This is a genomic window from Streptomyces sp. SA15 (genome assembly GCF_002291145.1).
Lineage (GTDB): Bacteria > Actinomycetota > Actinomycetes > Streptomycetales > Streptomycetaceae > Streptomyces.
Genome location: NZ_NTGE01000109.1, coordinates 1 through 12,662 on the forward strand (window position 1 = coordinate 1; position 12,662 = coordinate 12,662).

A 12,662-nucleotide genomic window follows, 5' to 3' on the forward strand; every position below is an offset into this window, starting at 1 on the left:
ACCGCCCTGCGTCGGTTTCGCCGCGGGGCGGCCGCCGCGCCGCGCCTCGATCAGGCTGACCGCCCGCTCGGGCAGCCACGCCGACGCCGTACCGCTGTCGTCGGAGCCGGAGCCGAAGAGGTGGGGGGCGAGCTGGGCCTGGAGGTCGGCCGGGTTGGGGCGGGCCGTGGCCTCCATCTGCATACAGGATTCGATCAGGGGGCGCAGCTCGTCCGGGAGGCCTTCGAGGTCCGGGCCCTCCCGGAGCAGCATGAAGACCGTCTCGACCGGGTTGGCGCCGTGGAAGGGCGGGTGTCCCGTGGCGGCGAAGACCAGCATGGAGCCGAGCGAGAACACGTCACTCGCGCCCGTGACGCTGCGCGAGTCCTTCGCCTGCTCCGGCGACATGTAGGCGGGCGTACCGACGGCGACGTTCGTCATCGTCAGACGTGTGTTCGATACACCGGACGCGATACCGAAGTCGATCACCCGCGGCCCGTCCTCGACCACGAGGACGTTGGACGGCTTGAGGTCGCGGTGCACCAGACCGGCACCGTGAATGGACTGCAGGGCTTCCGCCACGCCCGCCGCCAGCCAGCGCACCGCCTGGGCCGGGAGCGGCCCGCACTCGTTCACTATTTCCTCGAGCGAGGGCGCGGGAACGTACGCGGTGGCCAGCCACGGCACGGCCGCGCGAGGATCGGCGTCGACCACGGCCGCCGTATAGAAGCCGGAGACCGCTCGGGCCGCCTCGACCTCACGCGTGAAGCGGACGCGGAAGAGCTGGTCCTCGGCGAGCTCCGTGCGGACCGTCTTGATCGCCACGCGCCGGCCGGACGCCGAGCGCGCGAGATAGACCAGCCCCATGCCGCCGGCACCCAGCCGTCCCAGCACCTCGAACGGCCCGATCCGCCGCGGATCGTGCTGCGTCAGCTGATCCACCACTTGCCTGCCACCTCCCCGTACGGGCCACGTCATTCCACATATGTACGCGACCCCGTGCAGCGTCTCACCACCGCACCGCCATGGCGGCACGCACCCCGATTCTTCCTGGCCGGGGCCCTGGTTGCGAACCCGGTGACAAATGGGGTGTCTCACATCAAAGCAGAATGATCTACGTCTCCGGCACCACGATCTCCCGCTCCGGCACCGCGAACGACCGTTCCAGCACCGCGAACGACGCCCCCTGATTGTCGGTGACCACCGCCACCCTGCCGTACGACGTCTCGAAGGGTGGCGCCTGGACACGTCCACCGAGCCGGTTCACCGTCCCGAGGACGGCCTCGCAGTCCTCGACGCCGAAATGGACCAGGAAGTGAGGCGGCATCTCGGCCGGGAAGACCTCGGAGACGAGCGCGCGGCCGAAGTCGGGGTGGGCCTGCGGCCCGAAGAGGGCGTCGTGGAAGAGCCCGCCGTAGAAGGCGTTGGCGGTCTCGATGTCCCGGGTGTACAGCTCGGCCCAGACGAAGGTGCCCGGCTCGTGCCGGCTGCCGAAGCCCGCGTGGCTGCCCGGCTGCCAGAGACCGAAGACGGCGCCCTCGGGATCGGCCACCAGTGCGGCCGCGCCCAGGTCACCGACCGGCACCGGCGCGGTGACGACCTGACCGCCGGCCGCCCAGACGCGGTCGGCCAGCCCCTCGATGTCCGGGGTGGCGAAGTACACCGTCCAGACGGTCGGCATACGTCCGTCCACCTTGCGGTCGAGAGCTGCGACGGGCCTGCCCTCGCGACGGGCCCACACCGAACCGCCGTACGCCTCCTCGAAGGTCCACCCGAAGAGCTCGCCGTAGAACCGCTTGCCCGCCTCGACGTCGGGAAGCTGCGCGTCGACCCAGCAGGGGACACCCTCTCCGTAGACGTCCTCTCCGTACCACGATGCCCTGTTTTCGGCCATGTCGCCAAAGTAACGGCGTCGCACGCACCTCGCAGACCAGGCACACCATCCCCCGCACCTTCGCGCACCCCATTTGCAGTCGGCCGAATAGCGCTCCCATCACCCCTCGGTAAGCTGACTTCATGACAGGACAAGTGCGTACCGTCGACGGCCGCGTGGCCGGTCGGCGTGGGCAGGCGACCCGGCAGAAGCTGCTCGACTGCCTCAGCGAGATGCTCAGCTCCTCTCCCTACCGGGACGTCAAAGTCATCGATGTCGCCCGGAAAGCGGGCACTTCGCCCGCGACCTTCTACCAGTACTTCCCGGATGTCGAGGGCGCCGTCCTGGAGATCGCCGAGCAAATGGCCGCCGAGGGCGCCGGGTTGACCGAGTTGCTCGAAGGGCGGTCCTGGGTCGGCAAGGCCGGCTGGCAGACCGCGCAGCAACTCGTCGACGGATTTCTGGAGTTCTGGCGCAAGCACGACGCGATTCTGAGAGTCGTCGACCTGGGCGCCGCCGAAGGCGACAAACGTTTCTACAAGATCCGTATGAAGATCCTCAATTCCGTGAACAACTCGCTGGTGGACGCCGTCTCCGAGTTGCAGGCCAAGGGCCGGGTCGACAAGGACGTCAACCCGGCTGCCATCGCGGGCTCGATCGTCGCGATGCTCGCGGCCGTCGCCTCGCACCAGAAGGGGTTCCAGACATGGGGCGTGAAGCAGGCTGAACTCAAGCCGAATCTCGCCCTGTTGGTGCATCTGGGCGTGACCGGCAAGAAGCCCACCAGGTAATACCTCTTTTATTCAGGTTCCCAAGTCCTGTCACGCAGGCGGCAGTCCACCCGGTGGGCTGCCGCCTGCGGCGTTGTGTGCGGCGTTGCGTGCGGCGCTGTGTGCGCTCACTTTCGTACGATCCTGAAGAGCCGTATCTCCCGCTCCACCCGTGCCTGGTACGTGGCGTACGGCGGCCAGAAGGCCAGCACCGCCTTCCAGGCGGCCGCCCGTTCCTCGCCCTCCAGCAGCCGGGCCCTGACGGGGATGTCCCGTCCCTGCCAGCTGATGGAGGCGTCCGGATGGGCGAGCAGGTTGCCGGTCCAGGCGGGATGACCGGGCCGCCCGAAGTTGGAGCCGATGAGAATCCAGCTCTCGCCGCCCTCCTCCGGCATACAGGCCAGCGGCGTCCGCCGGGGCAGGCCGCTCGTCGCCCCCGTCGAGGTCAGGATCACCCCCGGCAGCAGCTGCGCGCTGAGCAGCACTCGGCCGCGCGAGAGCCGGTGGACGGCACGGTCGAGGGCGGGGACGACATGGGGGGCGACCTTGGCGAAGCCACGGGTCGACGAGATCTTCTGTACCGCCTTCTGGATCATGTTCTGGGCCACGTTCCGGGCCGTCCGGACGTCGATCACACCGTCACTTCCTTCACCTCGAAGAGTTGGGCCGCGTCGGCGGCGTGCGCCCGCAACCGGTGCATCGGACCGAACAAAAGTTCGTCTCCCGAGGCCCGCTTGAAGTACAAGTGAGCCTCGTGCTCCCAGGTGAAACCGATGCCGCCGTGCAGCTGGATCGCCTCGGCGGCGGCGGACCGCAGTGCCTCCAGGGCCTGCGCGAGGGCGAGTCCTGCGACGCGCTCTCCGTTTGCGGTGGCCCAGGCCGCGTAGTAGGCGGCCGAGCGCGCCGCCTGCACCTGCACGTACACGTCGGCGAGCCGGTGCTGCACCGCCTGGAAGGACCCGATCGCCCGCCCGAACTGCTCCCGCTGCCGGACGTACTCGACGGTCCGGGCCAGCGCCTGATCGGCGGCGCCCACGGCCTCGCCCGCGAGGACGGCGGCGGCGGTGTCGCCGACGGTGGCGAGGGGGGCGAGTACGCCTGTCTCCTCGTCGCCGCCCAGCAACTCCGCTTTTACGTCCCGCAGTTGAATCCGCGCCTGCGGCCGGGTCGCGTCCAGGGCGGTCTGCCGTACGCGCATGAGCCCGTCCGCGTCCCCGGGCACGAGGAAGAGCAGCGTCCGCGAGCGGGCGAAGCCGCCGGCGTGTGCGGCGACCACGAGGAGGCCCGCACTGTGTCCGTCGAGCACCTGGTCGGCCTGCCCGTACAGCCGCCAGCCGTCCCCCGCCCGCCTGGCCTGCACCCCCCCGGCGCGTCCGCCGCCGGCCCAGTCGCCGCCGTTCTCCCCCGTGAGCGCGAGGGCCGTGGCGAGGGAGGTGCCGGGTACGGCGAGGGCGGCGGTGAGGGAGCCGGAGGCGATCCGCGGGAGCAGTTCGGCCCGCTGGGCGCCGGTCCCCAGGGCGAGGATCAGCGGCCCGGCGAGTACGGCGGTGGCGAGCAGCGGCGAGGGGGCCAGCGCGCGCCCCGTCTCCTCGCAGGCGAGGACGAGCTCGGTCGCCGAGCAGCCGACACCCCCGTAGGCCTCGGGGAGGGCGAGTCCGGGCAGGCCGAGGCGTTCGGCGAGGGCGGTCCACAGGGCGGGGTCGTGTCCGGCGGGGCTGTCCACGGCGGCCCGTAGCTCACCCGGTCCGCACCGCTTGCGGAGCAGTTCGCGGAGGGTACGGCGGATCTCGTCCTGCTCGGCGGTGAAGCCGGCGTCCATGGGGACCCCCTTCTCCGATCTGACGGTGCGTCATATTAGGGCGCGGGGATCGGGATGCCCAGGGGTACGACACCTGCCGACGCCGCCCCTATCTGATGTACCGTCAGTTTCATGACGAGGGCATCACGGAATGTCGCGATCGTCGGTGTCTCCCTCTCCGACTGCGGCCGCGTGGACGACGCCACCCCGTACGCCCTGCACGCCCAGGCGGCCCGCCGGGCCGTGGCCGACGCGGGCCTGGACCACTCACTGATCGACGGCTTCGCCTCGGCCGGCACGGGCACCCTCGCGCCGGTGGAGGTCGCCGAATACCTCGGCCTGCGCCCCACCTGGGTCGACTCGACCTCGGTCGGCGGCTCGACCTGGGAGGTCATGGCGGCCCACGCGGCGGACGCGATCGCCGCCGGGCATGCGAACGCGGTGCTGCTGGCCTACGGCTCGACCGCCCGCGCGGACATCAGGGCGGGACGCAGGACCGGGAACCTGTCCTTCGGGTCCCGGGGCCCGCTCCAGTTCGAGGTCCCCTACGGCCACACCCTCATCGCCAAGTACGCGATGGCCGCCCGCCGCCACATGCTCGAACACGGCACGACGATCGAGCAGTTGGCCTCCGTCGCCGTCCAGGCGCGGGCCAATGCGGCACTGAACCCGGAGGCCATGTTCCGCGATCCGATCACCGTCGACGACGTGCTCTCCGGCCCGATGATCGCGGACCCGTTCACCAAGCTGCACTGCTGCATCCGTTCCGACGGCGGGGCGGCGGTGCTGCTGGCGGCCGAGGAGTACGTACGGGACTGCCGTACGGAGCCGGTGTGGGTGCTCGGGAGCGGGGAGCACGTCTCGCACGCCGCCATGTCCGAGTGGCCGGACTTCACGGTCTCCCCGGCCGCGGTGAGCGGACGGCTCGCCTTCGAGCGGGCGGGGGTGCGGCCGGACGAGATCGACTTCGCCGAGATCTACGACGCCTTCACCTACATGACCCTGGTGACGCTGGAGGACCTGGGCTTCTGCGCGAAGGGCGAGGGCGGGGCGTTCGTGGAGAAGGGCCGGCTGCTGGTCGAGGGCGGGGAGCTGCCGGTGAACACGGACGGGGGTGGGTTGTCGGCGCAGCATCCGGGGATGCGGGGGCTGTTCTTGCTGGTGGAGGCGGTGCGGCAGTTGCGGGGGGAGGCGGGGGAACGGCAGGTACGGAAGGCGGGCGGGCGGCTTCCGGGGGTGGCGGTGGCCTCGGGGACGGGTGGGTGGTTCTGCTCGTCAGGGACGGTGGTGCTGGGGCGAGGGTGAGACGGGCAAGGGCCACCCGTTTGGGTGAATCAGGCCTGATCAGAGCCTCGAGGTTAACACTTGCATTAATCCTCTTCTCATGGCTCAATGGGAAGTAATTCTCGTCGCGGAAGTGGCGACGTGGTTCGACGAGCTGGCCGAGTCCGACCCTGCCAGCGCCAAGCAAGTGGAAGTCGCCGTGGACACGCTGGTGGACGAGGGCCCGTCGCTCGGCCGTCCGTTGGTCGACCGGATCAAGGGCTCTGAGCAGCATCACCTTAAGGAGTTGAGGCCCGGATCCGCCGGACGCAGCGAGATCCGCATTCTGTTCGCCTTCGACCCGGTGCGCCGCGCTGTTCTACTGGTTGCCGGGGACAAGGCGGGGAACTGGAACGGCTGGTACGACACCAACATCCCCATCGCCGAGAAGCGCTACTGGGACCACATCGCCGAGCTGCACACAAGGGAGTATGAATGAGCACCGTTCCCTGGGAGGAAGTCAAGCGCCGGGCACACGAGCGGCAGCGGGCCGCTGGGATCCCGGTGATGACGCCGGAGGAGAAGCAGGCGGCGAAGGAGCAGCTCCTCGCCGAGGTCCGCGCCTACAAGCTGGCGGAGATCCGCCGCGAGCAGGAACTCACCCAGCGCGACATCGCGGACTCGATGGGTGTCTCCACGCCCAGGATCTCGGCCATCGAGCACGGCGAGATCGACCGTACGGAGGTCGCCACCCTGCGCGCCTACGTACGGGCTCTGGGCGGGGAGCTCCGGGTGGTGGCGGACTTCGGCGACGCCGCGTACACGGTCGCCTGAACCAGGGCCGCGTAGGTCGGCGTACGGCGTCGGAGGGGAACACGCTCCCGCGGGGCAGGCGTTGTTGTGAAGTAAAGGCCCGAGCCGCTGGAGGAGACCGACATGGCCCTGACCCGCGAACAGCGTGAACAGTTCCTGGCCGAGCCGCACGTCGCCGCGCTGGCGGTCGACGCGGGAGCGGGGCGCGCCCCGCTCACCGTACCGATCTGGTACCAGTACGAGCCCGGCGGCGACATCTGGATCACGACCGAGCTCGACTCCCGCAAGAACCAGCTGATCAGCGCGGCGGGCCGGTTCTCGCTGATGGTCGACCGGCTCGAACCCACCATCCGGTACGTGTCGGTCGAGGGACCGGTCGTCGACACGACGCCCACCACCCTCGAACAGCTCCGGGAGATCTCGGCCCGCTACCTCCCGGCCGAGCAGGTCGACGCCTATGTCGACTTCTCCTGGAAGAACCACGGCGAGCAGGTCGTCATCCGCATGCGGCCCGAACGCTGGGTGTCGTCCGACCTCGGTACCGCGGACGACTACGCGCCGGAGTGAGCCGGGCCCGCATGACAATCGTGGGATGACAACGGATCTTGACGAGCTGCTGAGGTCACTACGGGTGTGGGCCCCGGACGTCACCGAGCTCCCACCCTTCGACCCGGCCGCCGCCCCCGCCGACCCCCTGCCCCTCTTCACCACGTGGTTCACGGAGGCCGTGGCGGCCGGGCAGACCGAGCCGCACACCATGTCCCTCGCTACGGCGGACGAGGGCGGCCTGCCGGACGTACGGACCGTGATGCTGCACGGCGCCGACACGGACGGCTGGTCCTTCGCGAGCCATGCCACCAGCCGCAAGGGCCGCCACCTCGCCGCCCGCCCGTACGCCGCCCTCGGCTTCTACTGGCCGGTCCTCGGCCGCCAGGTGCGGGTCCGGGGCCCGGTCACCGCGGCTCCGGCGGAGGCGGGCCAGGCGGATCTGCACGCGCGGTCGACGGGAGCGCTGGCGGCCGCGCTGACCGGGCGTCAGAGCGAAGTCCTCGATTCCCTGGACGAGTTGGCCCGAGCATCCGAGGCGGCCTGGGAGCACGCCCAGCGGGAACCGGACTCCCCGGTGCCGTCCTGGACGCTCTACCACCTCCAGCCGGAGGAGGTGGAGTTCTTCCAGGGCGATGAGCGACGGCGGCATGTGCGGCTCAACTACCGGAGGAAGGGGGGACGTTGGGCCAAGGAGTTGCTGTGGCCGTGACCCTTTGCCGGCCTTGCCCTTTACCCCACCGCCGGCTCCGGGTCCGTCGCCAGCCGCGCATGCAGGTGCATGTCGCGGAACGCGTCGTGCCGGCCCGCCTCGAACATCGCACCTCTCAGCGTCCCCTCGTGGACGAACCCACACCGCTCGGCCACACGGCAGGAGACCTCGTGGCCGACGACGTGACCGAGTTCGAGGCGGTGGAGGCCGAGGTCGGTGAGGGCCCAGTGGGCGGTGAGGGCCAGCGCGTGGGTGGCGACGCGGCGGCCTCGGGCCTCGGGGAGGACCCAGTAGCCGACGCGCGCGCAGCGCATGTCGGGGTTGATCCCGTTGACGCCGATGTGACCCAGGGGCGTACCGGTGTCGGTGTCCGTGACGCAGTACGACGCCGCTCTCCCCTCCGCCGCCTGCATCGCCCTGAAGCGCAGCGACTCGCGTGCGCCGTCGGCGTCGCTGACCGGCTTGAGAGGCGTGTTCCAGCGCCGGAACTCCGGGTCCGTCGTCCCGCGCAGCCAGGTCGCGACGTCGGCGTCGGATTCGGGGTCCCAGGGGCGCAGGCGTATGCCGGGGCCGTGCAGGTCGGGGAAGGGGTGGGCGGCGTACTGCTCGTCGACGTGGGCCATCAGGCCATTGAAGCCGCTGCGCCCCGCCGGCTGCCGCTCGGCCTCGGCTGTCGCCCCTCGCGGGCTGTGGCCCCTCGCGACCTCACCGGCAGGCCCGGAACACGGGCACCCCGTCCCGGAAGGCGACCTCCAGCCCCATCCCCGCCCGCAGCTCGTCTCGGCCGCACTCCACGATCTCCGTCATCATCCGCGGGCCCTCGGCGAGGTCGACGACCGCGGCGACGTACGGTGTGCGCCCGGTGAAGGGCGGCAGGTCGTTGCGGTGGACGACGGACCAGGTGTAGAGCGTGGCCCGGCCGCTCGCCTGCTCCCAGGTCACGTCCTCGCTCCAGCAGTGCGGGCAGAACTCGCGCGGGTAGTGGTGGGCCCGCCCGCACGCCCCGCAGCGGCGCAGCAGCAGCCGCCCCCGCTCCGCCGCGTCCCAGTAGGTCCGGGTGAAGGCGTCCGCCTCGGGGAGGTCGTAGCGCGCGCTCTGCGGGGTGGGCGCGCTCACTGGAAGAGCCCCAGCGCGTTGTCGATCGACCAGGACTGCCACGACATCCCGAACAGGGCCACCAGGGAGATGAGGGCCATCATCGAGTTCTGCCCCTGCTCGGCCCAGTCGTGGATCATGAGGGTGAAGTAGAGGACGTTGAGCAGCAGGCCGCCGACGAGCGCGAGCGGGGTCAGGAAGCCGAGGATCAGCCCTAGTCCCAGGGCCAGTTCGGCGTAGGCGACGACGTACGCCATGGTCCTCGGGCGCGGCGCGACGACCACGTCGAAGCCGCTGCGCACCGCGTTCCAGCGGTGTTCGGCCGCCACGTCCGCCGCCCAGGTGATCCCGCCGCCCTCGAACCAGCTCTTCTTGTCCTTGTGCCGCCAGCTCTCCAGCCACCACAACCCGAGTCCTATGCGCAGGACCGCCAGCCACTGCGCACCGGTGAGCCAGATCGTGTCCATGGATCTGACGGTACGTCAGATTCTGGGGTTCGGGAAGCCCGCTGCGTTCATGAGGCTGCCCATGAGAGCAACCTGTGCATTCCCGGTGAAGCTGTGCGTCCACAATGAATCGGACTGGATTGTTGGCAATTTTGTCGGCGCTTGCCTTACGTTCACAGACGCAAGCACAACCGCAGCCGAGGAGACCACATCGTGAAGCACAGGGCAGTCAAGCGCAGGAACGTCGTCATAGGCATCGGGGCAACCGCCGGTGCCGCTGCGGTCGGCGGCATCGCGTTCAGCGCACAGGCCTCCAGCGGAACGAGCGGCTCGTCCGCCGCCTCCTCGTCCGCCTCGTCCTCGGACGCGCTGGCCTTCGACCCCGACGGCTACACGAAGCTGACGACGACCATCACCGACGCCTCCGGCACCGACCGCGAGGTGACCTACCACTTCTGGAAGGCCCTCACCTACGTCGCCGACCCGGTCGACGAGACCTACCAGAGCCTGAACGTCAGCGTGCCGGTCGAGATCGACGGCAAGGCGGTCGACGCCTCCGACGCGCCCATCATCCTCGCCAACTCGGTCGGCGGTTACATGCCGTCCAGCGTCTCGGACGCCGACGGGGTGGGCGGTGGCGGCATCGCCGGTATGCCGCCCGCTGGTTCTACCGGCGGGTCCACGGGCGGGTCCACCGGCGGGTCCACGGGCGGCGGCGTCGACACGTCCAAGATGCCCGGCATGGCGGAGCTCGGCCTGGCCGCCGGGTACGTGGTCGTGGAGCCCGGGGCCCGCGGCCGTACGCTGAAGAACGCCGACGGCGAGTACTACGGCACCGCCCCGGCCGCCATCGTGGACCTGAAGGCCGCGGTGCGGTACGTGCGGTTCAACAAGGGCCGTATCCCCGGCAACACCGACCGGATCGTCTCCACCGGCACCAGCGCGGGCGGCGCCCTGTCCTCACTGCTCGGCGCGTCCGGCGACAGCGGGATCTACGACAAGTACCTCGCGGAGCTCGGCGCGGCCGCCGCGTCCGACGCGATCTTCGCGACCGGCGCCTGGTGCCCGATCACCGACCTGGAGCACGCCGACGGCGCCTACGAGTGGAACTGGGGCTCCAACGTCACCCAGTCCACCGGCAAGGTCGTCGATCAGACGGTGTCCAAGGCGCTGCAGGCGCAGTTCGCCGAGTACCAGGCCTCCCTCAAGCTCAAGGGCCTGAGCGGCTTCGGTCCGCTGACCGCCCGCAACTACGACGAGTACCTGGTCGAGCAGTACCTGGAGCCGTCGGCCACCCGGTACCTCAGCCAGTTGTCCGACTCCGACCGCGCCTCCTACCTCGCCGACAACACGTTCATCACCTGGAAGAACGGCAAGGCCACCTTCACCTGGGCCGGCTTCCTCACCCACGTGGGCGCCCGCAAGAAGACCACGCCGGCCTTCGACGCCTTCGACCTCTCCACCGGCGAGAACAACCTGTTCGGCACGGGCACCACCGAGTCACGCCACTTCACGGCATACAGCCTCAAGAACGACACCACCGGCGCCACCGGCAAGCGCCTCGCCGCCGACATCCCCGAGAAGCTGCGGCTGATGAACCCGATGTACCACCTCGGGCAGCGGAACCCCGGCCGCTCGAAGCACTGGTGGATCCGCCTCGGCACCAAGGACACCGACACCTCGCACACGGTCTCCGCCAACATCGCCGCCGCCGCGGCCGGTCTGGGCGACGACGTCAACCACTTCTACTACTGGGACGAGGGCCACGGCGCGAACACCGACCCGGCCGACTTCTTCACCTGGGTCGCCAAGGTGTCGGGCCAGAAGAGGAAGTAGCCGCCGACAGGCCACTCCCCCAGAACGCGGTACCGGTTTCCCGTCATACCCGGTCACCGCCCCACGGCGCCGAGCCCTTCGCACCGGTCGGGCCCGGCGCCGTGGCATGCCCCCGTACCCACGCCGCCACCACAACCACGCGCCCTACGCCACGAGCCCCACCCACTCCTCCTACAGCCGTGATCAATCCGCAACCAATTCCGGTCTTGACCGAGACCCATCAACCCCGCTCGTGATTACGCTCCCGCACATGGCCGACTCCCCAGCGCCCGCGAACCCCGCGGAGCCGACGAACCACACAGACCGCCCCGTGTACGTCATCGGCGGCGGACCGGGCGGGCTCGCCGCCGCGTACGCGCTGCGCGCCCGGGGTCTCCGCGCCGTCGTCCTGGAGAAGTCCGACCGCGTCGGGGCGTCCTGGCGGCGCCACTACGACCGGCTCCACCTGCACACCACCCGCCGCCTGTCGGGCCTGCCCGGGCTGCCGATGCCCCGCCGGTTCGGGCGCTGGGTCTCCCGGGACAACATGGTGCGCTATCTGGAGAAGTACGCCGAGCACCACGAACTGGAGATCGTCACCGGCGTCGAGGTCTCCCGCATCGACCGCTCGCCCGACGGCACCGGCTGGCTGCTGCACGCCACCGGCGGCCGCGAGCTGACCGGCGCCGCGGTGGTCGTCGCCACCGGCTACAACCACACCCCGCGCATCCCGGACTGGCCCGGCCGCGACACCTACACCGGCGAACTCCTGCACGCCGCCGACTACCGCAACGCGAAGCCCTTCACCGACCGTGACGTCCTCGTCGTCGGCATCGGCAACACCGGCGCCGAGATCGCCGTCGACCTGGTGGAGGGCGGCGCCTCGCGCGTACGGCTGTCCGTCCGCACCGCTCCGCACATCGTGCGCCGCACGACGGCGGGCTGGGCCGCCCAGTACACGGCCGTGCTCGTACGGCGGCTGCCGGTCGGCCTCGTCGACCGGCTCGCCAGGCCCGTGGCCAAGTTGAGCGTGCCCGACCTGTCGGCCCACGGCCTGCCCCGCCCCGACACCGGCCTGTACAGCCGGGTGACCGAGGGCTCCATCCCGGTGCAGGACGTCGGCCTGATCGACGCCGTCCGCAAGGGGCGGGTCGAGATCGTGGCCGCCGTGGAGGCCTTCGAGGACGGCAAGGTCGTCCTCGCCGACGGCACCCGCGTCGAGCCGGACGCCATGATCGCGGCCACCGGCTACCGGCGCGCCCTGGAGGGCCTCGTCGGCCACCTCGACGTGCTCGACCCCCATGGCAAGCCGGTCGTGCACGGCGCCCGCACCCCGGACAACGCCCGCGGCCTCTTTTTTACCGGCTACGCCAACCCCATCAGCGGCATGCTCCGCGAACTGGCGATCGACGCGGAGAAGATCGCGAAGGTCATCGCCAGGGACGGCGGACGACAGGTCTCCCGACTCCCCCGTCTGACGTAGACACCGTCACTGGGCCGTACGAAACCTCCGAATACTGGAGCGGCTTCATGCACGGGGCGGCACACACGA

The 12,662-nt window shown here is 70.5% G+C and carries 15 protein-coding genes; 8 read left to right on the plus strand and 7 right to left on the minus strand.

The features are described 5' to 3' along the window. Both CLM62_RS24045 and CLM62_RS24050 read right to left on the minus strand, forming a co-directional pair. The coding region (locus CLM62_RS24045) for a serine/threonine-protein kinase (RefSeq protein ID WP_143659133.1) at positions 1 to 924 on the minus strand (924 nt) is incomplete at its 3' end. Positions 925 to 1,093: 169 nt separating this feature from the next. Continuing rightward, positions 1,094 to 1,873, minus strand: a complete 780-nt coding sequence (locus CLM62_RS24050; protein ID WP_095751974.1) for a VOC family protein — start codon at positions 1,871 to 1,873, stop codon at positions 1,094 to 1,096. A gap of 122 nt (positions 1,874 to 1,995) precedes the next feature. Between CLM62_RS24050 and CLM62_RS24055 the strand changes: the two genes are divergently transcribed. Then, a complete protein-coding gene (locus CLM62_RS24055; RefSeq protein ID WP_095751975.1) occupies positions 1,996 to 2,643 on the plus strand; it encodes a TetR family transcriptional regulator in 648 nt (215 codons plus the stop codon). 107 nt (positions 2,644 to 2,750) lie between these two features. Here the strand turns inward: CLM62_RS24055 and CLM62_RS24060 are convergent, their stop codons facing one another. Beyond that, positions 2,751 to 3,218 carry a nitroreductase/quinone reductase family protein gene (locus CLM62_RS24060; RefSeq protein WP_095752067.1) on the minus strand — a complete coding sequence of 156 codons (468 nt, stop codon included), beginning with the start codon at positions 3,216 to 3,218 and terminating at the stop codon, positions 2,751 to 2,753. Between the two features lie 35 nt (positions 3,219 to 3,253). Further along, complete coding sequence (locus tag CLM62_RS24065) at positions 3,254 to 4,441, minus strand: acyl-CoA dehydrogenase family protein (protein ID WP_095751976.1); 1,188 nt, start codon at positions 4,439 to 4,441, stop codon at positions 3,254 to 3,256. Positions 4,442 to 4,552: 111 nt separating this feature from the next. Between CLM62_RS24065 and CLM62_RS24070 the strand changes: the two genes are divergently transcribed. The 5 genes from CLM62_RS24070 (at position 4,553) to CLM62_RS24090 (ending at position 7,754) form a co-directional block, all read left to right on the plus strand. Further along, the gene (locus tag CLM62_RS24070) at positions 4,553 to 5,725 is read left to right on the plus strand and encodes an acetyl-CoA acetyltransferase (RefSeq protein WP_095751977.1); all 1,173 of its coding nucleotides are present in this window, start codon (positions 4,553 to 4,555) and stop codon (positions 5,723 to 5,725) included. A gap of 79 nt (positions 5,726 to 5,804) precedes the next feature. After that, positions 5,805 to 6,182 (plus strand): type II toxin-antitoxin system RelE/ParE family toxin, encoded by a 378-nt coding sequence (locus CLM62_RS24075; protein ID WP_095751978.1) that lies wholly within the window; start codon positions 5,805 to 5,807, stop codon positions 6,180 to 6,182. Continuing rightward, a complete protein-coding gene (locus CLM62_RS24080) occupies positions 6,179 to 6,517 on the plus strand; it encodes an XRE family transcriptional regulator (RefSeq protein WP_095751979.1) in 339 nt (112 codons plus the stop codon). The genes CLM62_RS24075 and CLM62_RS24080 overlap by 4 nt, the downstream gene beginning before the upstream one ends. Positions 6,518 to 6,619: 102 nt before the next feature. Further along, positions 6,620 to 7,063 (plus strand): pyridoxamine 5'-phosphate oxidase family protein, encoded by a 444-nt coding sequence (locus CLM62_RS24085; RefSeq protein ID WP_095751980.1) that lies wholly within the window; start codon positions 6,620 to 6,622, stop codon positions 7,061 to 7,063. A gap of 25 nt (positions 7,064 to 7,088) precedes the next feature. Continuing rightward, entirely contained in the window at positions 7,089 to 7,754 is a 666-nt protein-coding gene (locus CLM62_RS24090) for a pyridoxal 5'-phosphate synthase (protein ID WP_095751981.1), read from the plus strand. 20 nt (positions 7,755 to 7,774) lie between these two features. Here CLM62_RS24090 and CLM62_RS24095 read toward each other — a convergent pair whose 3' ends face one another. The 3 genes from CLM62_RS24095 to CLM62_RS24105 form a co-directional block, all read right to left on the minus strand. Beyond that, positions 7,775 to 8,377 carry a GNAT family N-acetyltransferase gene (locus CLM62_RS24095; RefSeq protein WP_095751982.1) on the minus strand — a complete coding sequence of 201 codons (603 nt, stop codon included), beginning with the start codon at positions 8,375 to 8,377 and terminating at the stop codon, positions 7,775 to 7,777. Between the two features lie 82 nt (positions 8,378 to 8,459). Then, positions 8,460 to 8,870 (minus strand): Zn-ribbon domain-containing OB-fold protein, encoded by a 411-nt coding sequence (locus CLM62_RS24100; RefSeq protein WP_095751983.1) that lies wholly within the window; start codon positions 8,868 to 8,870, stop codon positions 8,460 to 8,462. Next, complete coding sequence (locus CLM62_RS24105; protein ID WP_095751984.1) at positions 8,867 to 9,316, minus strand: DoxX family membrane protein; 450 nt, start codon at positions 9,314 to 9,316, stop codon at positions 8,867 to 8,869. The genes CLM62_RS24100 and CLM62_RS24105 overlap by 4 nt, the downstream gene beginning before the upstream one ends. Before the next feature lie 192 nt (positions 9,317 to 9,508). Between CLM62_RS24105 and CLM62_RS24110 the strand changes: the two genes are divergently transcribed. Next, positions 9,509 to 11,131: a subtype B tannase gene (locus CLM62_RS24110; RefSeq protein ID WP_257004057.1), complete on the plus strand. Its 1,623-nt coding sequence runs from the start codon at positions 9,509 to 9,511 to the stop codon at positions 11,129 to 11,131. 250 nt (positions 11,132 to 11,381) lie between these two features. Next, positions 11,382 to 12,593, plus strand: a complete 1,212-nt coding sequence (locus CLM62_RS24115; RefSeq protein WP_095751985.1) for an NAD(P)/FAD-dependent oxidoreductase — start codon at positions 11,382 to 11,384, stop codon at positions 12,591 to 12,593. Positions 12,594 to 12,662: the final 69 nt, after the last annotated feature.